The sequence below is a fragment of the Amycolatopsis dendrobii genome (assembly GCF_014145675.1).
Classification (GTDB): domain Bacteria; phylum Actinomycetota; class Actinomycetes; order Mycobacteriales; family Pseudonocardiaceae; genus Amycolatopsis; species Amycolatopsis dendrobii.
The window spans coordinates 469,468-494,975 of sequence record NZ_JACGZW010000008.1 but is presented as its reverse complement, the minus strand read 5'-3'; the positions used below and the strand labels follow the sequence as shown (position 1 = coordinate 494,975).

Genomic DNA, 25,508 nt, shown 5'->3' with positions numbered 1-25,508 from the left:
AGTCCGGCATCGTGCCGCCCCCGGGCTAGCGGCCGACGAGCCCGGCTTCGTGCGCGAGCAGTCCGGCCTGCGTCCGGTTCGTGCAGTCGAGCTTCACCAGCATCCGCGACACATAGCTCTTCACCGTCGCCTCCGCCAGATGCAGCCGGCCTGCGATGTCCGCATTGGACAGTCCTTCGCCCAGGCACGCCAGCACATCCCGCTCCCGCTCCGTCAACCCGGCGGTCCGGCGGCGGGCTTCGTCGTCGCGGCGGTGGCCGTCCGACGACAGCGCGACCAGCCGGCGCGCGGCCGACGGCGACAGCACGGTATGCCCGTCCGCGGCCACCCGCACGAGGCCGATCAAATCCTCCGGCGGCGTCGACTTCACCAGGAATCCCGCCGCGCCCGCGCGGAGCGCGCGGATGACGTAGGTGTCCGCGTCGAACGTCGTCAGCGCGACGACCGCGGGCGGTTCCGGCAGCGCGCAGATCCGTTCGATCGCGGTCAGCCCGTCCACGCCGGGCATCCGCAGGTCCATCAGCACCACCGAAGGCCGGTGCCGGACCACTTCCTCGACCGCCTCCGCGCCGTCCCGCGCCTGCGCGACTACCTCGATGTCGCCGGCCGAACCCAGGATCGTGCGCAGGTGCGCGCACACCATCGGCTCGTCGTCGGCCACCACGACCGTGATCACCGGGCAGCACCTTCCGTGGTCGGGACGTAGGCGGGAAGTATCGCACCGATCTTGAACCCGCCGCCGGGCGCCGGGCCCGCCTCGAAGCTCCCGCCGACGAGTTCGACCCGCTGGCGCAACCCGCTCAGCCCCGCGCCGGAGCCGGTGCCCGCGAGCGCCGCGTCCGGCGGCCGGGTCGCGCGGGTGTTGGCGACCGCGACGTCCAGCCCGCCCGGGTGGTAGCGCAGTGAAACAGTGGCCGAGCAGCCCGGCGCGTGCTTGCGGATGTTGGTCAGCGCCTCCTGCACGACCCGGTACGCGGTGCGCGCGACGGTCGGTGACACCGAGGTCCGGTCTCCGGTCACGGACAGCTCGGTCGCGATGCCGACCGCCACCGATTCGGCGACCAGGTCCGCCACCTCGCCGGGCAGTGGCGGATTCGGCACCGGAGGTTCGATCCCGGTGCCATTGCGCAGCACGCCGACCAAGTCGCGCAGCTCGTCGAGCGCGTGCGCACCTTCGCGACGGATGTCCTCAGCGGCCGACTTCACGGACGGATCCGGCGACGTCACGCCGAGCGCGCCCGCGTGCAGCACCATCAGGCTCAACCGGTGCGTCACCACGTCGTGCATCTCGCTGGCCAGCCTCCGCCGCTCGGCCGCCAGCGCCTGCTCGGCGAGCAGATGCTGCTCGCGTTCCGCACGCTCGGCCCGGTCGCGCAACGAACTCAGCAACTGCCGCCGCGCCTCGAAATACAGCGCCACCGCCACCGGAAGCGCGGTGCTCAGCAGCCCGAACGGCGTCGTGTTCCAGGCCGGGTTCCACGGCCGCGTCGCCAGCAGCGCCAGGAATCCGGCGATCCACAGCAGCCGCCGCCGGTCCAGCTGCCGGACGAGCTGCGCCAGCACGATCGGCGTGATCGTCGGGACGGTCATCAGCGTCGGCTGCCGGGCGGGCACGAGCAGTCCGGGGGAGAAGAGGTCGGACGCCAGCATCGCCAGCGAGGCCGCGATCAGCAGCCCGGCCACCGCGTTCGGGAAACGCGCCAGGAGCAGCAGGGACGCGTCGCAGACGAGTTCGAGCACGAGCGTCGCGTACGGCCCGAGGAAACCGGTGGTGGGCCCGGCGGCGAGAAACAGCCCGAAGTCGAGGCAGGCGAACACCAGCGCGGCGCCGCCCAGCCAGAGCCAATCGGTCGACCGCGGCCAGGAACGGCGTGTGCTGGTCACCCGGCCACGGTATCCGGTCGCCGGTCCGTCCGCGCCGGATCCGCACCGCACGGGTGGCGGGCTACCGCCGAAAGTTGCGGCCCGGGCGGAAACGATCCACTTTCGTCGCCGCGACCCGCTACCGAACACGCTTACCCCGCACCCGCCCGGCGCGGTGGACTCGACGCCATGACGAGCGAAGGAATCCCGCGGTTCGCCCGGCTGCCGGTGCTGGCGGTCGCGGCGGGCGCCGTCGCGCTGCTCGTGGCGACGAGCACCCGGTACGCGCACGGCTTCGACGAACTGTACTTCCTCGTGGCCGGTCGAGATCATCTGAGCTGGGGGTATTTCGACCAGCCGCCGCTCGTCCCGCTGCTGGCCGGCACGCTCGACCAGTGGTTCCCCGGTTCGCTGGCCGCGCTGCGGCTGCCGATGGCGCTCGCGGCCGGCGCCGGGGTGATCGTGACCGCGCTGACCGCCCGCGAACTCGGCGGCGGGCGTGGTGCGCAGGTCATGGCAGCCGGGGCGTACGCAACGTCGGGGCTGATCATCATCAGCCACTGGGTCGCCACGTACGCGCTCGACCCGTTCTTCTGGACGCTCGTGGTGTTCCTCCTCGTGCGCTGGACGCGGACCCGGCGCGACGGCCTGCTCGTGTGGGCCGGAGCGGTCACCGCCGTGTCGCTGCAGACGAAGTTCCTGATTCCCGCACTGTGGGGCGCGGTGCTGGTGTCGGCGTTGCTCTTCGGGCCGCGCATCCTGGTGTCCCGGCCGAAACTGTGGCTGGGCGCGCTGATCGCCGTCGTGGCGACCTTGCCGACGTTGCTCTGGCAAGCCACGCACGGCTGGGCCTACACCCGGATGGGCGAAGTCGTCGCGGCCGAATTCCCCGGCTATCTCACGTTCGCGCGCGACGGCTTGCTCAGCGCGGGAACGGGAATCGGCGTGCTGGCGCTGCTGTACGGGATGTGGCGGCTGTTCCGTTCGCCGGACCTGGCGCCCTGCCGGTACCTCGCGGTGGCGTTGCTCCTGGTCGTGGCGGTGATCATCGGGACGCACGGCCGCTCGTACTATCTGATGAGCCTGTATTCGCTGCCGTTCGCCGCCGCCGCGGCCGAGCTTTCGCGACGGAATCTGGTGCGGTGGTGGAAAATTCCGGTCGGAATCGCGTTCGCGCTTTCGGCCGCGATCACCGTCGCCGGGCTGCCGGTGTGGCCCGCTTCGATGAAAGCCACGTCGTTCGGGCCGATTTCGCTCGGCACCGTGTTCGCGGCCGGGGAGACCGCGCAACAGCAGCTGGCGGACGGCGTCGGGCAGGCGTATCGGTCACTGCCCGAGCCGGTGCGCCGGGAAACCGCCGTATACGGGGAAATCTACCCGTTCGCCGCGGCCGTCGAGTACTACGGGCCGCGGTACGGGATCCACGATGTCTACAGTGGACACCGAGGATACTGGTACTTCGACCGGCCGCCGGATTCCGCGAAGAACGTGCTTTTCGCGGGCTTCGATCCGGCGTTGCTGCGCCCGTACTTCTCTTCGGTGACTGAAGTGGTGCCCGGGCTGATGTGGCTGTACACCGGGCGAAAGCAATCCTGGGAAACGATCTGGCCAGAGGTGAAGAAACAATGAGCGACTCCTTGCCCGCGCGAGCGTACTTCCTCGCCTGCGACCCCGACGGCGGCCCGGCCTCCCGGCGTCCCCGGGCGGCCCTGCTGGTCCGCGCGGCCGCGGCGACCGACCTGGTGCTGCGCGGAAACCTCCGCGACCAGCGCGGCCACGCCGAACCGGCCGATGCCGCCCCGACCGGCGACCTCCTGCTCGACGATCTGCTCGCCGACCTCCGCGCGCACAGCCCGGCCTCCTGGCGCGCGCTGCTGCGGCGCGGCAAGAACGACACGCTGCAGTCGCTGGAAACACAACTCTCCGCGGCGGGGCTGCTTGAAGAAGGCCGCAGTTCAGTCTTGCGCCGCAAGGTTTTGGCGCCTTCCGACCCGGCGCGAGTACGCGACGCGCACGCGCGGCTCGACCATGCCCTGACCGCCCCGCTGTCCGAAGTGGACGCTTCTGCCGCGGCGCTGGCCGCTCTCGCCGCGGCGTCCGGAGCCGGAATGTCCCGCTCGGACGCGCGGCACCACGCTGATCGGCTGAAGGACCTGGAGAAGCTCGCCGGACCGGTCCTTCCCGCGCTCCGCAAGGCCGTAGCGGGCCGGCGCGCGGCGCGGATCGCGGCGTTCTCGGGCGGTTCCGGAGGCTGAGTCGACAGTTCGGCCGCTGCCGAAGCGTGGACGTCGTACCGTGGCGGACATGACCTCCTTCGCCGCATTGCACGTCCCGGGCCGTCCGCTGTTGCTGCCGAACGTCTGGGAGTTCGGTTTCGCCGCCGCCCTCGCCGCCGCGGGCCACCCGGCGGTCGGCACCACCAGCCTCGGCGTCTCGGCCGCCGCCGGGCTCGCCGACGGCGCCCCGGAGTCCCGTGCCGCGACCGTCGCGCTGGCGAAATCGCTGGCGCCCCTGGACATCCTGGTCAGCGTCGACCTCGCCGACGGCTTCTCCGCCGACCCCGAGGAAGTAGCGGACCTCGTCGCGGAACTCGCCGACGCCGGGGTAGCCGGGATCAACCTGGAAGACGGCCGGGCCGACACCCTCGCCCCGATCGTCGTCCAGGCCGCGCTGCTGGCCAAGGTGCGCGAACGCGTCCCGGGCATGTTCCTCAACGCCCGCACCGACACCCACTGGCTCGGCGCCGGACCGGCCGCGGACGCCATCACCCGGGCCCGTGCGTACGCCGACGCCGGTGCCGACTGCGTCTTCGTTCCCGGCCTGCACGAACCAGCGGACGTGGCAGAGCTGGTCGAGGCGGTCGACGTGCCGGTGAACCTCCTGCATCTGCCCGGGAAAGCCACTTTCTCCGGATTGGCTTCTTTGGGCGTGGCGAGGGTCAGCCTCGGCTCAACGCCTTACCGGGTAGCGCTTTCCGCCGCTCTGTCCACAGTGGACTCGGTGCGGGACGGTGCCGAACTGCCGATGAAGCCGCCTTCGTACGGCGATATCACGGCCTTGCTCCCGTAATCTGGGAGACATGATCTTCGGAGGAAACACCGACTTCGCTGTCCCCGCCGGATACCTCAACACGCCCAGCATCGGAATCCCGCCCGCGCCGGTGGCCGAAGCGGTCGAAGCCGCCGTCGGCCGGTGGCGCACCGGCAAGGACGCCCCGTCGGACTTCGACGAGGCGGTATCCCGTTCCCGCGGCGGGTTCGCACGGCTCGCCGGGGTCCCAGCGGACCGGGTGGCGATCGGCGCGTCGGTGTCGCAGTTGACGGCGAACGTCGCCGGCGGATTGGCTCCGGACGCCCGAGTTCTCGTCGCCGAAGGCGAATTCACCAGCGTGACGTTCCCGTTCGCGCAGCGGGCGAATGTCACCGAAGCGCCGCTCGCCAAGCTGGCGCAGCACGTCGAAGGCCACGACCTCGTCGCGGTCAGCCTCGCGCAGTCCGCCGACGGCGCGCTGCTGGACACCGCCGCGCTGCGGGCCGCCTCCGAAGCCGCGGGCGTGCCGGTCATGATCGACGTCACGCAAGCCGCGGGCTGGCTGCCGCTGGACGTCGCGTGGGCGGACTGGATCGTCTGCGGGGGCTACAAATGGCTGTTCTCGCCGCGCGGCTGCGCCTGGCTCGCGGTGCATCCGCGGGCGCACGAACGGACCCGCCCGGTCGCCGCCAACTGGTACGCCGGCGACGATCCGTGGTCCTCGGTATACGGAATGCCGCTGCGCCTGGCCGGAAACGCGCGCGGATTCGACCTTTCGCCGGTGTGGCTGTCGCACGTTGGCGCAGCGGAAGCGTTCGGTTACTTCGCGTCACTGGACCTCGCCGCGGTGCGCGATCACAACGTGGCACTGGCCGACTCCCTGCGCACCGCGGCCGGGCTGGAGCCGCAGGGGAGCGCGATCGTGGCGCTGGAAGCCGATCCCGCGCGGATCGCCGAAGCCGGCATCGTCGCGAGCGTCCGCAACGGGCGGGTACGGGTCGGTTTCCATCTCTACAACGGCCCTGACGACGTCGAACGCGTTCTGGACGCCCTGGGCGCAGCGTCTGGCTGAAGGCTGCCGGGGCGGTGAACTACGGTGTTCGCGTGTCCCATCCGCACTTCACCCCCGGACCCTCGGACACGGCCCCGATCCCGGCCGTGCCCGCGCAGCCGGGTCCGCCGCCCGGGCCGTCGCGCAACCGCGCCCTGCTGCTGCGCGGCGCCGGGCTCGTGGCGATCGCCGTCGTGGCCGGTCTCGTCTGGTACCTGATCCGGCACGACAGCACGCCGGACGAGCCGGTCGCCGAATCCCCGGCGACCACGACGAAGCCCGCGTTCGACTACAAACTGGCCGAAGGCCCGGTCAAGGCGACCGACTGCGCGGCCAACGCCTACTCCGGCGCCAAGAAGTTCTTCCAGGACAACCAGTGCAAGTCCCTGGCGCGGGCGCTGTACACGGTGCAGTCCGGGGACGCGAAGGCGCTGGTCTCGGTCGTGCTGGTGACGATGCCGGACGCGGCGAAGGCGACGGAGCTGAAACAGCTCACCGACCGGGACGGCACCGGCAACGTGAGCGACCTCGTCCGCGACGGCACCTTCCACGACACGGACGCCCCGAAACTGAGCGGCGACGAGGCCGAGTACGAGTCGAAGGCCAGCGGCCCCGAGGTGACGATCGTGCTGACCGACTTCTACTACGGCCATCACGACAAGCAGCTGCTCAACCGGATCGCGAAGAACGCTTTGAAGCTGTCCGGGAAGCTCCGCTGAGGTCTCGTGAGTGCCTGCGCCGGTTCTAACCGGCACAAGCACTCACGAGCTCCGCCCGGCCCGCGCGCTTTTCCTACGAGGGCTGCCCGGGCAACGCCACCGCAGCGGGCTTCTGACCCGCCTCCTGCCGCCAAGGCATCCCCCGCCGCGCCGCGGCGATCAACGCCTGCAAAGCCATCCCGCGCAACCCCGAGTCATCGGTATGCGTGAGCACCGCAAGCCAAGCCGCGGCCGTGTCCGCCTCCGCGCTCGCCACCAGCGCAGCGGCCGAAGCCGTGTCCGTAACCGGTTTAGGCGGCACATACGCGGCTTCAGGCGCAACCGGCGTCGCTGAGACCGAAGTGATCATCTGCGTCACCACATCGCGTCGCGCAGTGTGCTCCGCGCGCCCGGCCTTCACCGCCTCTCCGAAATCACCCGGCAGGAACGCCGTCACCAGCCCGTACACCCACAGTGACGCGTGCTCGGCCGCCAGCGCCTTCTGCAGCGAATCCACCGCTTCCTTCGGCACCGGCGACGGCGCGGCCGCGGGCTTCGCGTCGGCCCCCGGACCGAGTTCCGGCGCGACCCGCTGCAGCCCGGCGCACCCGGCGGCCACCGACGCGACGATCCCGGCCCGGTACGCCGGCAGCGCGGGCACCAGGTCCTCGGCCTGCTTGCGCGCGGCGGCGAGCCGGTCCTTGAACCCGGCGAGCCCGACCGGCGCGGCGGGGACGTTCGCCGCCTGCTTGGGCCGGTTCAGCCGGTCCACCTCGGCCTTGAGCGCGGCCGCCTGCGCGGCTCTGGCGTCGGCGACCTGGCCGGCCGCGTCGCCGCCCGCGGGCAGCTTCCTGGCCGCGGCGGCGTCCGCCTCGGCCGTCGCCAGCAGCGGGGCCAGTGGATCGGGGGCGTCGTCGTAGCCGCCGGAGCAGGCGGCGAGCGGCACAGCCGCGGCGACAGTGGCGCTCAGTGCGCCCAGACGCAGCACGGCGCGCCGGGAGAGGTCTGCGGTCACGTCGGCCCATCCTGCCAGGCCGCCCGGGTGCGCCGCCGCTCGCGCGTCCTGGCGGGGGCGCAGGATAAGCTTGACCTTCACCGACCACAGCCGTGACCAGCCCGCGTCACGACGGCCGAACAGGAGTGCTCCACGTGCCCAACGAACTCGCCAGCCGGCTGGAGCCGATCGTGGCCGAAGCCGTCACGACCGCGGGTTTCGACCTCGACTCGCTCGAGGTGCAGCAAGCCGGAAGGCGACAGCTGGTGAAGGTGGTCGTCGACTCCGACGACGGCGTCGGGCTGGACGAGGTCGCCGAGGTCAGCCGCACCGTCTCGGCCGCACTCGACGAGAACGAGCACGTGCTGGCGAGCGCCTACACGCTCGAGGTCACCTCGCCGGGCCTCGACCGGCCGCTCACCCAGCGGCGGCACTGGCGGCGCGCCCGGTTCCGCCTCGTCAAGATCACGCCCGTCGAAGGCTCCGCCTACCTCGGCCGCGTCGGGCACGCCGGCGAGAAGAGCGTGCGCGTGCTCGCCGACGGCCGGATCAAGGACGTGCACTACCGATCCGTCGCGAAGGCCGTGGTGGAAGTCGAATTCAAGCAACCGCCCGCAGAAGACCTCAAAGCCCTGGCCGACGACAGCGCTGCCGAGGACGACAAGGACAAGAAGGAGGAGTCGAAGTGAACGTGGACATCGCCGCGCTGCGGGCGATCGAACGGGACAAGGACATCCCCTTCGACACGGTCATCGAGGCCATCGAGACCGCGCTGCTCACCGCGTACAAGCACACCGAGGGCCACCAGCCGCACGCCCGCATCGACATCGACCGCAAGACCGGCCTCGTCCGCGTCCTCGCGCACACCCTCACGTCCGAGGGCGAGGTCGACGAGGAGTGGGACGACACGCCCGAGGGCTTCGGCCGGATCGCCGCCACCACCGCGCGCCAGGTCATCCTGCAGCGGCTGCGCGACGCCGAGCACGAGAAGACCTACGGCGAGTTCTCTGCCAAGGAGGGCGAGATCGTGGCCGGGGTGGTGCAGCGCGACGCGCGCGCCAACGCCCGCGGCATGGTCGTGATCCAGGTCGGCGACACCGAGGGCGTGCTGCCGCAGGCCGAGCAGGTCGCGGGGGAGTCCTACGAGCACGGCACCCGCATCAAGGCGTTCGTGTTCGGCGTGTCGCGCAGCAACCGCGGCCCGCAGATCATGCTGTCGCGCTCGCACCCGAACCTGGTGCGCAAGCTGTTCGCGCTGGAGGTCCCGGAGATCGCCGACGGCACCGTCGAGATCGCCGCGGTCGCCCGCGAACCGGGGCACCGGTCGAAGATCGCCGTGCGCTCGACCATCCCGGGCGTCAACGCGAAGGGCGCGTGCATCGGCCCGATGGGCGCGCGCGTGCGCAACGTGATGAGCGAGCTGGCCGGCGAGAAGATCGACATCATCGACTGGTCCGACGACCCGGCCAAGTTCGTCGGGAATGCATTGTCGCCGGCGAAGGTTGTTTCGGTACGTGTCGTGGACGAGCGCGCCAAGACGGCGAGGGTCGTCGTGCCGGACTTCCAGCTGTCGCTGGCGATCGGCAAGGAGGGCCAGAACGCCCGCCTCGCCGCCCGGCTCACCGGCTGGCGGATCGACATCCGCAGCGACGCGGCCCCCGCCGAGCCGGCCGGTCCGGCCGGGGGTGAGCAAGACCACGCCGGCCAGGCGCGGCCCGCCGCGGCAACCGGTTCGGCCGACTGAAGGTGCAGGCGCTAGACTCGACAACGGTTCAAGACCCGCGAAGGGCTACTGGGGACACCCCCGACCTCCAGCGTCACCGGCAGTCGCCGGTGCGCACGTGTGTCGGCTGCCGGAAACGGGACTTGACCGGTGAACTGCTGCGCGTGGTCGCGGCGGACGGGCGGCTGGTCGTCGACGAACGTCGGCGGCTGCCGGGCCGGGGTGCGTGGCTGCACCCGGGGCCGGGCTGCCTGGCCAAAGCCGAGCGGAAGCGGGCGTTCCCGCGGGCCCTCCGGGTCCAGGGCGCGCTCGAGGCCGCGGGGCTGCACGACCACGCGGCGTTCGCCGCAGGCAACGACTCCGGGACACTCCCGGAGTCGCGAGAAACAAGGAAGCAGGTCGACCCGTCATGAGTCAGCCGTGAAGCTGAAGCCATGAACGCGCGACGATAAGGACGAGGTCAGCGGGTCTTCCGCCTGGCCTCCCCTAGATGAGGAGAGCTGTGCCAGGCAAGGCCCGCGTACACGAGCTCGCTAAGGAGCTCGGCATCACCAGCAAAGAAGTTCTCGCCAAGCTGAAGGAGCAGGGCGAGTTCGTGAAGTCCGCGTCGTCCACCGTCGAGGCGCCCGTCGCCCGCCGGCTCCGCGACGCGTACCCCGCCAAGGGCGGGAAGAAGCCCGGTCCCACGCCGGGACCGCGCCCGGCCCCGAAGCCGCCCGCTCCGCAGCAGCAGAGCGCCGCTTCGCAGGCCCCGTCGGCTCCGGCGCCCGCGCCGCAGCAGGCCCCGGCCGTGAAGCCGGGTCCGCAGGCAGCCAAGCCGGCCGCGTCCCCGGGCCCGAAGCCCGGCGGCCCGCGCCCCGGTCCGCGCCCGCCCGCCCCGGCCCAGCCGGCCCCAGCGCAGGAGGTCCCGGCCGCCAAGGCCGAGCCCGCCGCGCCCAAGCCGGCCCCGAAGCAGCAGGACTCGTCGTCCGCCGGTTCGGTCGTGCCGCCCAAGCCGCAGGGCCCGAAGCCCGGCGGCCCGAAGCCCGGTCCGCGCACCCCGCGGGTCGGCAACAACCCGTTCGGCGTCGGTTCCGGTTCCCCGGCCCCGCGTCCGCCCGCCCCGCGCCCCGGCCCCGGCCAGGGCGGCGACAACCGTCCCCCGCGTCCGGGCGGCGGCCAGGGCGGCGGCGAGCGTCCGCCGCGTCCCGGCGGGCAGGGCGGCGGCAACCGGCCGAGCCCGGGCAACATGCCCCCGCGCCCGAACCCCGGCATGATGCCGGGCCGTGCCCGTCCGGCCGGACCGGCAGGCGGCCGGGGCGGTCCTGGCGGCGGCGGTCGTCCCGGTGGCGGCGGCGGTCGTCCTGGCGGCGGTGGCGGCGGCTTCCGCGGCGGCCCCGGCGGCGGCGGCGGTGGCGGCGGTTTCCGTCCCGGCGGCGGTGGCGGTGGCGGCGGCTTCCGTCCTGGCGGCGGCGGTGGCGCCCCGGCCGGCGGCGGCGGCTTCCGCGGCGGCGGCGGCCGTGGCGGCCCTGGCGGTCGCGGCGGCACGGCCGGCGCCTTCGGCCGTCCCGGCGGGCCCTCGCGCAAGGGCCGCAAGTCGAAGCGGCAGAAGCGCCAGGAGTACATGGACAACATGCAGGCGCCCAGCGTCGGCGGCGTCCGCCTGCCCAAGGGCAGCGGCGAGACGATCCGGCTGCCGCGCGGCGCTTCGCTGACCGACTTCGCCGAGAAGATCGACGCCAACCCGGCTTCGCTGGTGCAGGTGCTCTTCCACCTCGGCGAGATGGTCACCGCGACGCAGTCCGTGTCGGACGACATCCTCGAGCTGCTCGGCGGCGAGATGAACTACGTCGTCCAGGTCGTCTCCCCCGAGGAGGAGGACCGCGAGCTGCTGGAGACCTTCGACATCACCTATGGCGAGGACGAGGGCGGCGAAGAGGACCTGCAGGTCCGGCCGCCGGTCGTCACCATCATGGGTCACGTCGACCACGGTAAGACCCGGCTGCTGGACACGATCCGCAAGACGAAGGTCCGCGAGAGCGAGGCCGGCGGGATCACCCAGCACATCGGCGCCTACCAGATCGAGACCGAGCTCGAAGGCGTGCCGCGGCTGATCACCTTCATCGACACCCCGGGTCACGAGGCGTTCACCGCCATGCGTGCCCGAGGCGCGAACTCGACCGACATCGCGGTGATCGTGGTGGCGGCCGACGACGGCGTCATGCCGCAGACGGTGGAGGCGATCAACCACGCGCAGGCCGCGAAGGCCCCGATCGTGGTCGCGATCAACAAGATCGACAAGGAGGGCGCGAACCCGGACAAGATCCGGCAGCAGCTCACCGAGTACAACCTCATCGCCGAGGAATACGGCGGCGACACGATGTTCGTCGAGATCTCCGCACGGGAGAACATCAACATCGACGGGCTTCTCGAGGCGATCCTGCTGACCGCGGACGCGGCTCTGGACCTGCGGGCCAACCCGGACATGGAAGCACAGGGCGTCGCGATCGAGGCGCACCTCGACCGCGGCCGCGGCCCGGTGGCCACCGTCCTGGTCCAGCGCGGCACGCTGCGCGTAGGCGACTCGGTCGTGGCGGGCGACGCCTACGGCCGCGTCCGCCGGATGGTCGACGAGCACAACGAGGACGTCACCGAGGCGCTGCCCTCGCGTCCGGTCCAGGTCATCGGGTTCACCTCGGTGCCGGGAGCGGGCGACACCTTCCTGGTGGTCGACGAGGACCGCGTCGCCCGGCAGATCGCCGAGCGCCGCTCCGCCCGCACCCGCAACGCGCTCAACGCGTCGCGCCGCAAGCGGGTCAGCCTCGAGGACCTCGACTCCGCCTTGAAGGAGACGAGCAGCCTCAACCTGATCATCAAGGGCGACAACTCGGGTACCGTCGAAGCGCTCGAAGCGGCGCTGCTGCAGCTGGACGTCGGCGAAGACGTCGAACTGCACGTCGTGCACCGCGGCGTCGGCGGCGTGACCGAATCGGACATCGACCTGGCGACCGCGTCCGACGCGATCGTCCTCGGGTTCAACGTCCGGGCGCAGGGCAAGGCGACCGAGCGGGCCACCCGCGAGGGCGTCGACGTGCGCTACTACACGGTCATCTACCAGGCGATCGAGGAGATCGAGCAGGCTCTCAAGGGCATGCTCAAGCCGGAGTACGAAGAGGTCGAACTGGGCCGCGCCGAGGTCCGGGACGTCTTCAAGTCCTCCAAGATCGGCACGATCGCGGGTTGCCTGGTCATGTCCGGCGAGATCCGGCGCAACGCCAAGGCCCGCCTCCTGCGCGACGGCAACGTCATCGCGCAGAACCTGCCGATCAACTCGCTGCGCCGGTTCAAGGACGACGTGGTCGAGGTCCGGGAAGGGTACGAGTGCGGTCTCACGCTGGGCTCGTACAGCGACATCAAGGTCGACGACGTGATCGAGACCTACGAACAGCGGGAGAAGCCCCGCGCGTGAGCGACCGGTCCGGGGTGCGCCAGCCGCGCACCCCGGACCGCCCTCGCGGCACAACTTCGCCATTTATGTTTGTCGGAGCCCTAGAGCTTGACCTGCTGCTCGACGACGTGCATTCGTTGAAGCAGAAGCGATCCGTGGTGCGGCCGGTGGTGGCCGAACTGCGGAAGCGATTCGCCGTCTCGGTCGCCGAGGCGGGACATCTGGACCTGCACCGGCGCGCGCTCATCGGCGTCGCCGCGGTCGCCCCCGACGGCGAGCACATCCGGGACGTGCTCGACGCGTGCGAGCGGTTCGCGGCGGGCCGCCCCGAGTTCGAACTGCTGTCCGCGCGCCGCCGGCTGCTCGGCCCGGACGACTAGAACACCCGGAAATCCGGAGAAGGAGACCTCAGCCATGGCCGATCCCGCTCGAGCGCGCAAGCTCGCCAAGCGGATCTCGCAGATCGTGGCCTCGGCGATCGAACACGACGTCAAGGACCCGCGACTGGGCGCGGTGACCATCACCGACGCCCGTGTCACTGCGGACCTGCACGACGCCACGGTGTACTACACGGTGCTCGGCGAAACCGTCGACGCGGAGCCGGACTTCGCGAGCGCCGCGGCCGCGCTGGAAGCCGCGCGCGGCGTCCTGCGCACCAAGGTCGGACAGGGCACCGGCGTCCGCTACACCCCGACGCTCACCTTCGTCGCGGACAGCGTCCCGGACGACGCCCGCCGCATCGAAGAACTGCTCGCGAAGGCCCGCGAATCGGACGCCGAGGTGGCCCGCCGGGCGACCGGAGCGCAGCCCGCGGGCGAAGCGGACCCGTACAAGGCCCCTCGCGCCGAAGAGGACGAGGAGCAAGCAGAAGAGGAGACGCGCGGCTGAAGCGATGCGGTCAAAGCCCGGTGTCACGCGACGCGGCCTGCTGTTCGGCAGTGCCGCGGCGCTCGTCTCCGCCTGCACCGGGCGCTCCGCCCCGGTGGTTGCGCCGACCTCGGCTGCCCCGGCCTCCAGCCCGTCGCCCCTGAAGGCGTCCATCACGATCCACCGCAGGCACTCCGCGGCCCGGGGCCGGGACGTCGACGTGGTGCTCATGACGCCCGACGGAATCCCCAGCACCGGCCTGCCGGTCTGCGTCGCACTGCACGGCCGCGGGTCGAACGCCCGCACCTTCATGGACCTGGGCCTGCCCGCGGCACTCACCGCCGCCGTCCGGTCCGGCACCCCGCCGTTCGCGGTCGTCGCGGTCGACGGAAGCCACTACTGGATGCCTGACGGCGACGACGACCCGCACCGCATGCTCACCGACGAACTCCCCGGCTGGCTGTCCGAATCGGGCCTCCGCCCGATGACCGGACTCCTCGGCATCTCCATGGGCGGCTTCGGAGCACTGAACCTCGCCCGCCTCCGCCGCGACGTGACCGCCGTGGCCACCTGCAGCGCGGCCCTGTTCCGCACGTGGCCGGAAGCCCGGTCCCGGCACATCTTCGCGTCCCAGAACGACTGGACGGCCGCCGAACCGCTGCAGCACGTGGACGAACTCCCGCCCCGGGGCCTCGGCGTGTGGTGCGGCGAGGAGGACCCGTTCCTGCCAGCCAACCGGAAGCTGATCACCAGCGCCAAGCCGGAGGTCTCGCGGATCACGCCGGGGGCGCACACTTCGGAGTACTGGCAGGGAATCCTGCCGGAAGTCCTGCGCTTCCTCGGGCCGCGGCTGACGTAGCGGGTTCACCGGTTCGGGTGGCCGGGGTTGTGTAGGCAATTGGCAACACCGAGCTTTCCCGGGTGACCAGTGAACGAGCGCGGTGCGGTGCGGCTTCACGCGTCGTCCGCGCCGGGCGCCGGGACCTCCCAGTCCGGCGCGATGTTCCCCTGCGGATCGAGGCCGTACTTCCGCAACTGCGCGTGCTCCCAGGCAGTGCCGTCCCCCGCGAGAATGCGTTCGATCCTGATCCGCGCGCCCGGATGGCCGTGGGCCAGCGCGAGACAGTAGAGATCGAGCACCCTGGTCTGGTCGCCCGCGCCGCGGCGAAGATCGCCCAGCAGCACAGCGGATTCGACGTCCCCGCCGTTGGCCCCGCGCTCGGCGATGTCCTGCGCTTTGAAGTACTCCTCGTGCAGGTTGAATCCCCGGGCGACCCCGGCGGCGGCGCTGAAGTCGTCCTCGTCGAGCAGTTCCTCGAGCAGTTGTTCGGCGTCTTTCAGCGAGCCGCGTCCGGCGAGGGCTTCCGCCAGCAGCGCCCGCAACCGCCGCGGCACGGCCTCGCGTCCGGCGCGGATCAGCTGCACTGCCTCGGTGAAGTTGCGCGCGTCCATCAGCAGGCGAAGGGCTCGTTCCCCGATCCGCGCGCCACCCGACGCGGCCGCTTCCTTGTAGAGCCGGCCCGCCAGCACCAGCAGCGAGGAGGTCGCGTGGTGCGGGCCGTTCCCGCTCACCGTCGCCCGGTCGGCTTCCTCGGCGCGCGCGTCGAGGAGTTCGTCGGCCACCCAGACCAGCGCCCGCCAGCGCGGGATGTTCCTGCGCGAGCGGACGGCCTCGGCCACGGTCACCGCATGCGGGAAGTCCTTGACGTGCCGCGCGACCGGACCGAGCGAGCCCGGATCCGGCGGAACCGTGGCGACGTACCATTCCAACGCCTCAGCGCTCTTTTCCGCGGCGCAGAGCAGCCGGACGATCTTGACCGGATCCGGTGCGCGACCGGCGAGGCTCGCGCCGCGGAAGCAGCGGATTGTCCGGTCGAGCATCCCGAGCCGGGCCGCGGTGCGGGCACCCGCGCTGAAGGCGGCGGCCGGATCGCCGGACGCCGCAACGTCGTAGCACTCGAACGCTCGGTCCGGAAGCGGGGGTACGGAGCGGGCGAAGACGTCGCCGACCTCGATCAGCGGAGCCGCGTCCCCCTCGTCCGCAGCCTCGAGCGCGCACTTCTGGGCAGCTTCGAGCAGACGGGCGCGCAGATTCACCCGCGTCGCCGCGGCGGCGGTGCCGGGGACGCCGAGCAGCCGCGCCGCTTCCACCCACTTCAGCGCCCTTTCGGCCTGCCCGGCCGCGGACAGTGCTTCGGCGCCGAGCAGGTAGGCGCTGTGCCGGTCGTAGCCGGTCGCCTCCGCCTCCAGCATCTCCAGCACCGCGTCGATCCCGAAAGCGTCCATGGTCAGGTCGGCGATCAGGGGAAGCAGATCGCGCCCGTGCCGGGCGGCCAGCTCGTTCAGCCAGCGCACCGCCTTGTCGAGTTCTTTCCGGCGACGGTTCCGCTGTTTCTCCAGATCTTCGGCAGAAAGGCGGCCGTGGGAATCGACCGAAATCTCGGGCGAGACCATGCTCGCGGCCACATAGGCCGCCGACCGCAGGTCGCCGTTTTCCGCGCGCCGGCGGTGCACGGCCAATGCCAGCTCCGGCCGGCCGCACCGGGTATGGGCGGTCTCGACGTGCAAGGCGGCCGAACGGTCGCCCGCCTCGGCGAGCGGACTCAGCCAGTCCAGGACGTCCTTTTCGCGCCCCGCTGCGAAGAGAACGGCCGCCCCCTGGTTGATCGCCTCCTCGACGTCGGCACCGATCCGCGTGAGCATCCGGTACTGGACCACCGCCTCGTCGATCCGCCCGGCCTTCGCCAGCATCGCCGCGAGTTCGAGGCGCGCCTCCGGCAGGCCGCTCTTCAGGAAGAAGTGGGTGCTCAACTCCAGCAGATGGCGTCGGCGGCATTCCCGCGCGACGTCAAGACTGTCCTGTCCCGCAACGGTTTCCAGCAACACCGGCCACAAGCTCGCCCGAGGGAGGATCGGCTGCGCCGCCTCGGCCACGTACTGCCGATCGAGACCCGGGGCAAGGCGACAGGCGTCCGTTTTCCCGTCTTTGACCAGCACAGTGGCACCACCGCGGACTGGAGTCGTCAGCTCTTTCAGCGCCGTGCCGAACTGCTCGTCGGTCTCCGGTCCGTCCGGACAGGCTTGCGCACCCAGGCGGAGCATTGCCCGGGACATCGAGGGGCCGTGGCCCGCGTGCCGGGCCTCGACCACGAAATCCAGTATCGCGCGAGCGGCCGGGCTGATCCGCTGGCAGCGCGTGCGCAGTGCTGGCCCGGCGACGATCGTCTGGATCACCTGTCCGTTCGGCGCGTCCGCCGCCGCTTCGGAGACTCGTGGGTCGGACGAGCCGAGCGCCCGCTGGACCTCGGTTGCGGAGAAGGAGCCGGCCACCGTGTCGCTGGTGCCTCGCAGCAGCAGTTCGACGCTCGAGCGATCGACGCCCCCGTCCTGCGGTGCCGTGAGACTCTGCCAGTACTCCGAAAGCAGGCTGGCGAGAATCAGAATCGGCGCACGTCCGGCGTCTTCCAGCAGATTTCGCAGGAAATCGGCGACATCATTGTTTTTTTCGTTGTCATCCGAGAACAAGTACCGTTCCGCGGAGAGAAGCAACACGACGGTTTTTTCCTGGAATCTGTTCGCGCTCGCCAGCAGTTCCTCGATGCTGCGCGGACTGAGGGCGGGCCAGATTCTCCAGCCGTAGAGCAGCAATTGCCCGTCAGTGCCGCGGATGTGCGTGGCTTCCCATAGCGCGCGTTTCTTCCCTGTCGCCGGTCCGCCCACGAGGGTGCGCATTCCGCTCTTCCCCTGTGCGGCGGCCTCGACGACGGACCTCAGCGCGCGATCGTGGGCACGACGGCAATAGGAGGTCAGGTAGGGCAAGGATTCGTCGGGCTGACCGGCTTCGCTCAACGGGGAGAGTTCCAGCTGGCGGGGAGTTCGGGTCGCCAATTCGACTGCCTCGGTGGCCGGGGTTCGTTCTGCGGTCGTGTCCATGTCACGGTCGACCCTGCCGTACGGAATGCGTCAGGAGAGGCTTAATGCGATGAGCGGTCCGCTTCACGCGTTAAAAGCCCAGTGCGGTTCGTCCGCACTGTAGCGAGTTCACTCAATCCAGTGAATGCGTTCTGTGTGGGGAAACGGTAGTTTCCGCCGCGAATTCAGGCTGGCTTTCCCGCCACCACGAGATCCCGCACGATCGCCTGATCCACCCGGTGCGCCAGCTCCTCGTACGGCCCGCCGGCCCGCACCGCCAGCCCCGCCCGTTCCAGGATCGCCACCAGTTCCTCGCGCGGCAGCACATGCGTGTTCCACGAGATCCCGATCGCCCCGCCCGGCCGGAGCACGCGGTTCCACACCGGGATCGCCGCCGCGAGAAGGTCGCGCGGGCTGCGGGCCAGGCCGGTGTCGCGGTGGCTGCCGTGCTGCACGCCGTACGGCGCGTCGGTCACGATCAGGTCCACCGACGCCGGGCGGAGGACCTCGTCGGTCGTCAGCGTGTCCGCGTTCAGATAGCTGAGCCGTCGGGTGCGGCCGGCCTTGTAGTCGTCCTTGTCGAACGCGTACTCGATGTCCAGCCGACGGCCGAGGCGGACCTTGTTGCGGCGCAGCTGCCCGGATTCCGCGGTGTGCTTCACGCGCTTCGTGCGCAGCCACGTCTTCACGAACTGTTCGTACGCTTCGAAATCGCGCGTGTCGACGTCGAGGCCGGTCGCGTCGAAGCCGTACATGACTGCCTGGTTCAGCGTCGTCCCGCGGCCGCACAACGGGTCGAGAACGTGCAGTTCGCGATCCGGCCAGTCCGCGGGCCGCGAGGTCGCCAGGAGGGTGAGGTTGAGCAGCAGTTTCGTGAACTGCTCGTTGGTCTTGCCCGGGTACTTCTGGATGGTCAGCAGGTCCGAGTCCGCCTTCGCCAGCGGGTGCACGGCGACCGGCCGCAGCACTCCGTCGCCCAGTTCGAACAGGGCGTACAGCGAGGACAGGTTCGACAGCAGCGCCAGGTCGCGCTCGCCGAGCGGGGCCGCGCAGGCGAATTTCACGTACCCGACCCCGCCGAGTTCGATCTCTTCGATCGCCGACACCTCGGCGGAAAGACCGGTGCCGAAGGCCGCCAGTTCGGCGCGCAGCAGCGCCGGCGACGAGGCGGCGTACACGCGGTTGGCGGAAGGCAGAACGAGGATCACGTACTCAGGCATCCCGCAGAGCGTAGCGTGGCACTTCGTGACAGCTTCCCTGGTACAGGACATCGAGGCCGCCGCCGCACTGCTGGCCGGGGCCACCGACGTGACGCTGCTCGGACACGTGCGTCCCGACGCGGACGCCCTCGGCAGCGCGCTGGCCCTCGGCCACGTGCTGCATCGCCGCGGCGCGCGGGTGCGAGTCGCCTTCGGCGAGCCGGACGAGGCCCCCGAAACACTGGCGTGGCTCGACGTCGACGGCCTGATCACTCCTGTCGACGCGCTCCCGCCGACCGACGGCCTGCTGGTCGCGCTGGACACTCCGACCCTGGCCCGGCTGGGCAGGCTCGCCCCGCGGGTCGCCGCGGTCCGCGATGCGGGCGGTTCGGTCCTGGTCGTCGACCACCACGCGACCAACGGCCGCTACGGCACCCAGCACGTCGTGGACGACACCGCCGAAGCGACGGCGATCCTGGTCACTCGGATCGTCGAGGCGATGGGGGTCGAGCTGGACGCGGCCGCCGCGCGCTGCCTGTACGCCGGGGTAGTCACCGATACGAGTGGCTTCCGCCGGGCGAGCCCCGAAACGCACCGGATCGCGGCTCGCCTTCTGGAAGCCGGGGCGGACCCCGGCGAGGTGGCCCGCCGAATCGTCGACGATCACCCGTTCGCGTGGCTGCCGATGCTGTCGACAGTCCTGTCGGAGGCCCGGCTGGAACCCGAAGGGGCGCAAGGCTTCGGCTTCGTCCACACCGTCGTGCGCGCGGCCGCCGCGGCGACGGTGCGGCTCGAAGAGGTGGAGTCGGTGATCGACGTCGTGCGCGCGACCCGGGAGGCTGGCGTCGCGGCGGTGCTGAAGGAGGCCGGGCCGGGTCCAGTGTGGACGGTCTCGCTGCGCTCGGCAGGCGACATCGACGTGTCCGCGGCCGCCGCCGAGTTCGGCGGGGGAGGCCACCGGATGGCGGCCGGGTGCACGGCGGAGGGTCCGGCGGAGGAGGTGCTGGACCGGCTGCGGGAGGCGCTGGGACGGGCGCCGCTGCTGCGGGCTTCCTGATCTGGCTGGACGGTGCGCGGCCGGCCGACGCGTGCGCGGGGCTCAGGGCAGTGCTTTGGCCACCTCGGCCGAGCTGTTCGCGCAGGTCCTGAGCTGGCGAATCCCGGGTTCGTGTCGTCTCCTCGTTCGCGTGCCGGGACGCCACCACCTCGCGCCGGGTCACTCCGGTCGGCGCAACCCGTCCAGCACGAGCGTGATGACATCGTCGGCCTCGGCCCGCCACCGGGGACGGTCGTGGGCCGCGCCGATGCCGTGCAGCGCCATCATCACCGCACCCGCGTCCACGTCGTCGCGAACGGAGCCCTCCCGCACGGCGGCGGCCACCAGATCGGTGACCGCTTCCTCCAGTGCGTGGCTGCCCCCGGCGAGGGCGTTCGAACGGTCGGCCATGAGCGTGGCCAGCGTCCGGGCCAAGCCCGCGTGGGCGTCGATGTGGTCGACCATGCCGCGCAGGAAGGTCGCCAGCGCCTCCGCCGCGGGCAGCGTGTCCCGCAACTGCCGGGCGCGGTCGCACAGCGCGGCGACTTCCCCGTGGTAGACCGCCTCGGCCAGCGCCTCCCGGGTGGGGAAGTGGCGGTACAGCGTGCCGGTGCCCACTCCGGCCAGGCTGGCGAAGTCGTCGAAGCGCAGGTCGAAGAATTCGCCCGCGTCGAAGATTTCCCGCGCCTTGGCGACCAGGAGGTCGCGGTTGCGCCGGGCGTCGGCCCGCAGCGGCTTACCCGCGGTCATCCGCAGCCCTCCCGTCCGCAAGCGGAGATCGTCTCCAATTCGAGCGTACCGCACGAGCCGCGAAGCTCCGCCGGGTTGCGGCCCGCTCCGGTGTCCACCCGAGACAGTCGCGGTTGACCGGCCGCGCGCGCCGGATCACGCCACAGAGGACTTCTGTCGCTGATTCCCTTGCCCCATAAGCGAATCACGCACCTCGCTTACCCTTGCCCAGTCCGGGCCGCCGGAATTGTCGGTCCCGGTAGCTACTCTCGTCCCGTGTCCGAAAACGCCACGACCACCGCCGCGAGCGGTGACCGCATCCCGCCCCGCCGAGTGTTCGGCCTCGCCGTGCCCGCGCTCGGCGTGCTCGCCGCCGAACCGCTCTACGTGCTGGTCGACACCGCCGTCGTCGGCCATCTCGGGGCGCTGCCGCTCGCCGGCCTCGCATTGGGCGGCGTGGTGTTGTCGCAGGTCTCCACGCAGCTCACCTTCCTGTCCTACGGCACCACCTCGCGCACCGCGCGGCTGCACGGCGCGGGCAGGCGCGCGGACGCGGTACGCGAAGGCGTGCAAGCCACCTGGCTGGGCGTGCTGGTCGGGCTGGTGCTGCTGGTGGCGGGGCAGTTGCTGGCCGGGCCGATCGCCCGCGCGCTTTCGGGCAGCGACGAGATCGCCGCGGCGGCCGTGTCGTGGCTGCGGATCGCGTTGTTCGGCGCGCCGCTGATCCTCGTCACGATGGCGGGCAACGGCTGGATGCGCGGCGTGCAGGACGCCACCCGCCCGCTGCGCTATGTGCTGGCGGGCAACGGAATCTCCGCCGTCCTGTGCCCGGTGCTGGTGTACGCCGCCGATCTCGGGCTGGAGGGGTCGGCGATCGCGAACGTCGTCGCGCAGGTCGTGTCCGCGTCGATGTTCGTCGCCGCGCTGGTGCGGGAAAAGGTGCCGTTGCGGCCGGATTTCCCGGTGATGCGGGCACAACTGGGCCTCGGCCGCGACCTGGTGCTGCGCAGTTTCGCGTTCCAGGCGTGCTTCGTGTCGGCCGCCGCGGTGGCCGCGCGCACCTCGACCGAGGCGGTCGGGGCGCACCAGGTGGTCCTGCAGCTCTGGACGTTCCTGTCCCTGGTGCTCGATTCGGTCGCGATCGCCGCGCAATCGCTCGTCGGCGCGGCGCTCGGCGCGGGGGCGGCGCGGCAGGCGCGCGGGGTGGCCACGCAGATCACCGGATACGGCTTGATTTTCGGCTGTTTCCTCGGCGTGCTGTTCGCGGCGTTGTGGAGCGTCCTGCCGCATGCGTTCACGTCCGACCCGGGAGTGCTCGGCGAAATTCCGCACGCCTGGTGGTTCTTCGTGGCGCTGCAACCGATCGCGGGCGTGGTGTTCGCGCTCGACGGCGTTCTCCTCGGTGCGGGCGACGCCGCCTTCCTCCGCACCGCCACGCTCGTCAGCGCCGGGCTCGGGTTCTTGCCGCTGATCTGGCTGTCGCTGGCGCTGGGCTGGGGGTTGAGCGGGATCTGGAGCGGCTTGTCGCTGTTCATGGTGTTCCGGCTGGCGGCCGTGGTGGCGCGGTGGCGGTCCGGGCGGTGGGCCGTGGTCGGCGCGGTGCGGGAGGCGTGATGGCATAACGGCGAAACCCGCTCGCCGCCGGCGCCCGGCGGATGCGAGGGTGGGCGCATGCCGAAGTTCACCCAGGTCGACGTCTTCACCGATGAACTCGCCCGAGGCAACGCGCTCGCTGTCGTGCACGGCGCGGACGGGCTGTCCGACGAGCGGATGGCCGCGTTCGCCAGCTGGACGAACCTCAGCGAGACCACGTTCCTGCTGGAGCCGTCCGACCCGGCCGCGGACTACCGCGTGCGGATCTTCACCCCGCACGGCGAGCTGCCCTTCGCCGGGCACCCGACGCTCGGGTCGGCGCGGGCGTGGCTGGCCGCCGGGGGCGAGCCGAAGGCCGGGCACCTCGTGCAGGAATGCGGAGCCGGGCTGGTCCGGGTGCGCCGCGACGGAGACCGGCTGGCGTTCGCCGCACCTCCGCTGCGCCGCGGCGGTCCGGTGGACGACGCAGACCTCGCCGCGGTGAAACGCGGCCTGCACCTCCGCGACGCCGACGTCCTCGGCGCACGCTGGGCGGACAACGGTCCCGGCTGGGTCGCGCTGCTGCTGCGCGACGCCGCGACCGTCCTCGCGATCGAGCCGGACTTCGGGGCGCTTGGGTCGTACAAGGTGGGTGTCGCCGGTGCGCAGCCCGCCGGATCCGATACGGCTTTCGAGGTCCGCGCGTTCAGCGACGTCGTCGAGGACCCGGTCACCGGCAGTCTCAACGCGGCGCTCGGCCAGTGGCTGATCGGCGACGGCATCGCGCCCGAGTCGTACGTCGCGGCGCAGGGCACGAGGCTCGGCAGGCGCGGGCGGGTGCACGTCGAACGGGACGGCGACGACGTGTGGGTCGGCGGCGAAACGGTCGTCGGCATCCGGGGCGAAGTGGATCTGTGGTGAAGCACACCCCGGTTACGGCTATGTATCGAGGTTGCTGAGGCGATACAACTATCGAGGCGGCAGCGTCGTCGTCCTCCTCTGTCCGACGCTCGCCTGCTCTCTGGAGGAACTCTTGACGCCCGCCGGCCGCGCCCCTGTCCGGTCCTGGCTCATCTGGCTCACCGCGGTCACGGTGTACCTGCTCGCCGTTTTCCACCGCACCTCGTTCGGCGTCGCCGGCCTGAAGGCGGCCGAACGCTTCGGCGTCGGGTCCGCCGCGCTCGGCATCTTCACCGTCTTGCAGGTCGGCGTGTACGCGGCCATGCAGATCCCGACCGGCGTGCTGGTCGACCGCTACGGCCCGCGCCGCGTGCTCACCGCCGCCGTCCTGATCCTCGGCTCCGGGCAGCTGCTGCTCGGACTCGCCGACACGTACGCACTCGGCCTGGTCGCCCGCGGCGTCCTCGGCCTCGGCGACGCGCTCACCTTCGTCAGCGTCCTGCGCCTCGTCGCGGCCCACTTCCCGGCGCACCGGTACGCGCTGCTCGCGTCCTTCACCTCCTGCGTCGGCTACATCGGCAACCTCGCCGCGACCGTCCCGCTCACCCTGCTGCTCGACGGTCCAGGATGGACAGTCACCTTCCTCGCCGTCGGCGCGGTGACGGTGCTCTATTCGGTGCCGGTCGCGCTGCGCGTCCGCGACACTCCCGACGGCGCACCGGAACTCAAGCGCGAACCCGTGCGTCCGGCCGAACTCGGCAGGCAGGTCAAACTGGCCTGGCGAACCCCTGGCACCCGGCTGGGTTTCTGGGTGCACTTCTCGACGATGTTCGCGCCGAACGTGCTGACCCTGTTGTGGGGCATGCCTTTCCTGGTGCAGGGCGAAGGCCTGCCTGCCGCGACCGCCAGCGCACTGCTGACCGTCTTCGTATTCGGCTCCATGGCAGGCGGCCCATTGCTGGGCGCCGTGATCGGCCGCTCTCCGGTGCTGCGGGTGCCGCTGGTCATCGGCTACCTCGTCGGCGCCGCGATCGTGTGGGCAGTGCTCCTCGGCTGGAACGGCCACGTCCCGGTGGGCGTCCTCGTCCCCGCGTTCGCCTTCCTCACCCTCGGCGGCCCGGCGTCGATGATCGGCTTCGCCATCGCCCGCGACTACAACCCGCTGTCCCGCGTCGGAACCGCAACCGGGGTAGTGAACGTCGGCGGCTTCCTGGCGACCACCGTGACAGCTCTGCTGATCGGCATCCTCCTCCAGGCGACAGGCGGCAACTTCCGGATCGCGCTGCTGGTCGTCGTCGCCGTGCTGGCAGCAGGCGCGTCGCGAATGCTGGTGTGGTGGCGGCGGGCCCGCGCCCAGGTGTTCGCCGCGGAAGCCCGCGGCGAGGAAGTCCCGGTCCGGATCCGGCGGCACCGCTGGGACCGCGTTCCGGAAGAGGCCGTCGTCGCCGCCTGAGCCAGTCGTGAGTGGCGGCGCCGGTCAGAACCGGCGCCGCCACTCACGAGACCCCAGCCCGCCCCTCCGCTTCGCCCCGCGCACCAGGCGCCACCCGCGAATCCCCGCCTAGGTAGGGTTTCCGCCGTGTCTCGCCCGAAAGAACCGCGTCGTCCCGCCCCTCCTCCCGGACTGCTCATCGTCGACAAACCGGCGGGCATGACGTCGCACGACGTGGTCGCGCGGGCGCGGCGGATCATGGGCACCCGCAAGGTCGGCCACGCCGGCACGCTCGACCCGATGGCGACCGGCGTCCTGGTGCTCGGCATCGAGCGCGCCACCAAACTGCTCGGCCACCTCGCCCTCGACCGCAAGACCTACCTCGCCACGCTGTCGCTCGGCCGGTCCACCACGACCGACGACGCCGAAGGCGAACCGCTCGGAACCGAGGCCGCGCCGGAAACCCTCGCCGCTGTCACCGACGAGCAGATCGCCGACGGGATCGCCGCGCTGACCGGGGACATCCAGCAGGTGCCCAGCGCCGTCTCCGCGGTCAAGATCGACGGCAAGCGCGCTTACGCCCGGGTGCGCGCGGGCGAAGACGTCGTCCTCCCGCCGCGACCCGTGACCGTGCACCGGTTCGACGTTCTAGGCCTCCGCCGCGAGGACGACCGGATCGAACTCGACGCGATCGTCGAATGCTCGTCCGGCACCTATGTCCGCGCACTCGCCCGCGATCTCGGTGCGGGGCTCGGCGTCGGCGGGCACCTGAAAGCCTTGCGCCGCACCACAGTCGGGCCGTTCACGCTCGCCCGCGCGCGCACGCTCGACCAGCTCGAAGAGAAGCCGGAACTGTCGCTGGACCTCGACGCCGCCGTCGCCGCCGCGTTCCCGCGCCGGGATCTCGACGCCGCCACCGCCAAAGCCGTGCAGTACGGCAGGCGCATCCCGGCGGCCGGAATCACCGGCACGTACGGCCTCTTCGCGCCGGACGGCCACGTGCTCGCGCTGGCCTCCGACACCGAGGGAGTGACCCGCTCGGTGGTGGTCCTCCTGCCCGCATAGGGTGGGAGGC

The 25,508-nt window shown here is 71.6% G+C and carries 23 protein-coding genes; 17 read left to right on the top strand and 6 right to left on the bottom strand.

Going from position 1 to position 25,508, the window contains the following annotated elements; all coding sequences use genetic code 11:
• Positions 1-25: 25 nt before the first annotated feature.
• Both H4281_RS25445 and H4281_RS25440 read right to left on the bottom strand, forming a co-directional pair.
• The gene (locus tag H4281_RS25445; protein WP_182893438.1) at positions 26-676 is read right to left on the bottom strand and encodes a response regulator; all 651 of its coding nucleotides are present in this window, start codon (positions 674-676) and stop codon (positions 26-28) included.
• Positions 673-1,884: a sensor histidine kinase gene (locus H4281_RS25440; RefSeq protein WP_182893437.1), complete on the bottom strand. Its 1,212-nt coding sequence runs from the start codon at positions 1,882-1,884 to the stop codon at positions 673-675. The genes H4281_RS25445 and H4281_RS25440 overlap by 4 nt, the downstream gene beginning before the upstream one ends.
• A gap of 168 nt (positions 1,885-2,052) precedes the next feature.
• On the opposite strand from H4281_RS25440, the gene H4281_RS25435 reads away from it, so the two are divergent.
• The 5 genes from H4281_RS25435 to H4281_RS25415 are packed head-to-tail and all read left to right on the top strand — an operon-like array spanning position 2,053 to position 6,663.
• Positions 2,053-3,492 (top strand): ArnT family glycosyltransferase, encoded by a 1,440-nt coding sequence (locus H4281_RS25435; RefSeq protein ID WP_182893436.1) that lies wholly within the window; start codon positions 2,053-2,055, stop codon positions 3,490-3,492.
• Positions 3,489-4,118 (top strand): GPP34 family phosphoprotein, encoded by a 630-nt coding sequence (locus H4281_RS25430; RefSeq protein WP_182893435.1) that lies wholly within the window; start codon positions 3,489-3,491, stop codon positions 4,116-4,118. Before H4281_RS25435 ends, H4281_RS25430 begins: the two co-directional genes overlap by 4 nt.
• A gap of 49 nt (positions 4,119-4,167) precedes the next feature.
• On the top strand, positions 4,168-4,932 hold the full coding sequence (locus tag H4281_RS25425) for an isocitrate lyase/PEP mutase family protein (protein WP_182893434.1): 765 nt from the start codon (positions 4,168-4,170) through the stop codon (positions 4,930-4,932).
• A 10-nt stretch (positions 4,933-4,942) separates the two neighbouring features.
• Positions 4,943-5,965, top strand: a complete 1,023-nt coding sequence (locus H4281_RS25420; RefSeq protein WP_182893433.1) for an aminotransferase class V-fold PLP-dependent enzyme — start codon at positions 4,943-4,945, stop codon at positions 5,963-5,965.
• Between the two features lie 32 nt (positions 5,966-5,997).
• A complete protein-coding gene (locus tag H4281_RS25415) occupies positions 5,998-6,663 on the top strand; it encodes a hypothetical protein (RefSeq protein WP_182893432.1) in 666 nt (221 codons plus the stop codon).
• A 73-nt stretch (positions 6,664-6,736) separates the two neighbouring features.
• Here the strand turns inward: H4281_RS25415 and H4281_RS25410 are convergent, their stop codons facing one another.
• Positions 6,737-7,657 carry a ferritin-like domain-containing protein gene (locus tag H4281_RS25410; RefSeq protein WP_312872176.1) on the bottom strand — a complete coding sequence of 307 codons (921 nt, stop codon included), beginning with the start codon at positions 7,655-7,657 and terminating at the stop codon, positions 6,737-6,739.
• A gap of 134 nt (positions 7,658-7,791) precedes the next feature.
• Between H4281_RS25410 and rimP the strand changes: the two genes are divergently transcribed.
• The 7 genes from rimP (at position 7,792) to H4281_RS25375 (ending at position 14,512) form a co-directional block, all read left to right on the top strand.
• Positions 7,792-8,325 carry a ribosome maturation factor RimP gene (gene rimP / locus H4281_RS25405; protein WP_182893431.1) on the top strand — a complete coding sequence of 178 codons (534 nt, stop codon included), beginning with the start codon at positions 7,792-7,794 and terminating at the stop codon, positions 8,323-8,325.
• Positions 8,322-9,380 carry a transcription termination factor NusA gene (gene nusA / locus H4281_RS25400; RefSeq protein ID WP_182893430.1) on the top strand — a complete coding sequence of 353 codons (1,059 nt, stop codon included), beginning with the start codon at positions 8,322-8,324 and terminating at the stop codon, positions 9,378-9,380. Before rimP ends, nusA begins: the two co-directional genes overlap by 4 nt.
• Before the next feature lie 89 nt (positions 9,381-9,469).
• Positions 9,470-9,772: a YlxR family protein gene (locus tag H4281_RS25395; RefSeq protein ID WP_182893429.1), complete on the top strand. Its 303-nt coding sequence runs from the start codon at positions 9,470-9,472 to the stop codon at positions 9,770-9,772.
• Between the two features lie 89 nt (positions 9,773-9,861).
• Positions 9,862-12,807, top strand: coding sequence for a translation initiation factor IF-2 (gene infB / locus H4281_RS25390; RefSeq protein ID WP_182893493.1), 2,946 nt, complete (start codon positions 9,862-9,864; stop codon positions 12,805-12,807).
• A 65-nt stretch (positions 12,808-12,872) separates the two neighbouring features.
• The gene (locus H4281_RS25385; protein ID WP_009080501.1) at positions 12,873-13,166 is read left to right on the top strand and encodes a DUF503 domain-containing protein; all 294 of its coding nucleotides are present in this window, start codon (positions 12,873-12,875) and stop codon (positions 13,164-13,166) included.
• A gap of 34 nt (positions 13,167-13,200) precedes the next feature.
• Positions 13,201-13,674, top strand: coding sequence for a 30S ribosome-binding factor RbfA (rbfA, locus tag H4281_RS25380; protein ID WP_037369137.1), 474 nt, complete (start codon positions 13,201-13,203; stop codon positions 13,672-13,674).
• A gap of 4 nt (positions 13,675-13,678) precedes the next feature.
• Positions 13,679-14,512 (top strand): alpha/beta hydrolase, encoded by an 834-nt coding sequence (locus tag H4281_RS25375; RefSeq protein WP_182893428.1) that lies wholly within the window; start codon positions 13,679-13,681, stop codon positions 14,510-14,512.
• 95 nt (positions 14,513-14,607) lie between these two features.
• Here H4281_RS25375 and H4281_RS25370 read toward each other — a convergent pair whose 3' ends face one another.
• Both H4281_RS25370 and H4281_RS25365 read right to left on the bottom strand, forming a co-directional pair.
• The gene (locus H4281_RS25370) at positions 14,608-17,586 is read right to left on the bottom strand and encodes a tetratricopeptide repeat protein (protein WP_182893427.1); all 2,979 of its coding nucleotides are present in this window, start codon (positions 17,584-17,586) and stop codon (positions 14,608-14,610) included.
• Positions 17,587-17,750: 164 nt separating this feature from the next.
• Positions 17,751-18,785 carry a TRM11 family SAM-dependent methyltransferase gene (locus H4281_RS25365; protein WP_182893426.1) on the bottom strand — a complete coding sequence of 345 codons (1,035 nt, stop codon included), beginning with the start codon at positions 18,783-18,785 and terminating at the stop codon, positions 17,751-17,753.
• Between the two features lie 25 nt (positions 18,786-18,810).
• Between H4281_RS25365 and H4281_RS25360 the strand changes: the two genes are divergently transcribed.
• Entirely contained in the window at positions 18,811-19,821 is a 1,011-nt protein-coding gene (locus H4281_RS25360; RefSeq protein WP_182893425.1) for a DHH family phosphoesterase, read from the top strand.
• A 159-nt stretch (positions 19,822-19,980) separates the two neighbouring features.
• On the opposite strand, the gene H4281_RS25355 is transcribed toward H4281_RS25360, so the two are convergent.
• Positions 19,981-20,550, bottom strand: a complete 570-nt coding sequence (locus H4281_RS25355) for a TetR/AcrR family transcriptional regulator (RefSeq protein ID WP_182893424.1) — start codon at positions 20,548-20,550, stop codon at positions 19,981-19,983.
• A gap of 255 nt (positions 20,551-20,805) precedes the next feature.
• Here H4281_RS25355 and H4281_RS25350 point away from each other — a divergent pair, with 255 nt between their 5' ends.
• The 4 genes from H4281_RS25350 to truB all read left to right on the top strand — a co-directional run bounded on the left by H4281_RS25350 (position 20,806) and on the right by truB (position 25,498).
• Positions 20,806-22,143 carry an MATE family efflux transporter gene (locus tag H4281_RS25350; protein WP_182893423.1) on the top strand — a complete coding sequence of 446 codons (1,338 nt, stop codon included), beginning with the start codon at positions 20,806-20,808 and terminating at the stop codon, positions 22,141-22,143.
• A 57-nt stretch (positions 22,144-22,200) separates the two neighbouring features.
• Positions 22,201-23,022 carry a PhzF family protein gene (locus H4281_RS25345; RefSeq protein WP_182893422.1) on the top strand — a complete coding sequence of 274 codons (822 nt, stop codon included), beginning with the start codon at positions 22,201-22,203 and terminating at the stop codon, positions 23,020-23,022.
• 112 nt (positions 23,023-23,134) lie between these two features.
• Positions 23,135-24,454 (top strand): MFS transporter, encoded by a 1,320-nt coding sequence (locus tag H4281_RS25340; protein WP_182893421.1) that lies wholly within the window; start codon positions 23,135-23,137, stop codon positions 24,452-24,454.
• Positions 24,455-24,580: 126 nt separating this feature from the next.
• Positions 24,581-25,498 carry a tRNA pseudouridine(55) synthase TruB gene (gene truB, locus H4281_RS25335; RefSeq protein ID WP_182893420.1) on the top strand — a complete coding sequence of 306 codons (918 nt, stop codon included), beginning with the start codon at positions 24,581-24,583 and terminating at the stop codon, positions 25,496-25,498.
• Positions 25,499-25,508 lie beyond the last annotated feature (10 nt).

Excerpts from the sequence above, each read along its gene's own strand:
- H4281_RS25435 (WP_182893436.1), top strand. The coding sequence starts at position 2,053 with ATGACGAGCGAAGGAATCCCGCGGTTCGCCCGGCTGCCGGTGCTGGCG.
- H4281_RS25430 (WP_182893435.1), top strand. The coding sequence starts at position 3,489 with ATGAGCGACTCCTTGCCCGCGCGAGCGTACTTCCTCGCCTGCGACCCC.
- H4281_RS25425 (WP_182893434.1), top strand. The coding sequence starts at position 4,168 with ATGACCTCCTTCGCCGCATTGCACGTCCCGGGCCGTCCGCTGTTGCTG.
- H4281_RS25420 (WP_182893433.1), top strand. The coding sequence starts at position 4,943 with ATGATCTTCGGAGGAAACACCGACTTCGCTGTCCCCGCCGGATACCTC.
- H4281_RS25385 (WP_009080501.1), top strand. The coding sequence starts at position 12,873 with ATGTTTGTCGGAGCCCTAGAGCTTGACCTGCTGCTCGACGACGTGCAT.
- rbfA (WP_037369137.1), top strand. The coding sequence starts at position 13,201 with ATGGCCGATCCCGCTCGAGCGCGCAAGCTCGCCAAGCGGATCTCGCAG.
- H4281_RS25375 (WP_182893428.1), top strand. The coding sequence starts at position 13,679 with ATGCGGTCAAAGCCCGGTGTCACGCGACGCGGCCTGCTGTTCGGCAGT.
- H4281_RS25370 (WP_182893427.1), bottom strand. The coding sequence starts at position 17,586 with ATGGACACGACCGCAGAACGAACCCCGGCCACCGAGGCAGTCGAATTG.
- H4281_RS25365 (WP_182893426.1), bottom strand. The coding sequence starts at position 18,785 with ATGCCTGAGTACGTGATCCTCGTTCTGCCTTCCGCCAACCGCGTGTAC.
- H4281_RS25355 (WP_182893424.1), bottom strand. The coding sequence starts at position 20,550 with ATGACCGCGGGTAAGCCGCTGCGGGCCGACGCCCGGCGCAACCGCGAC.
- H4281_RS25345 (WP_182893422.1), top strand. The coding sequence starts at position 22,201 with ATGCCGAAGTTCACCCAGGTCGACGTCTTCACCGATGAACTCGCCCGA.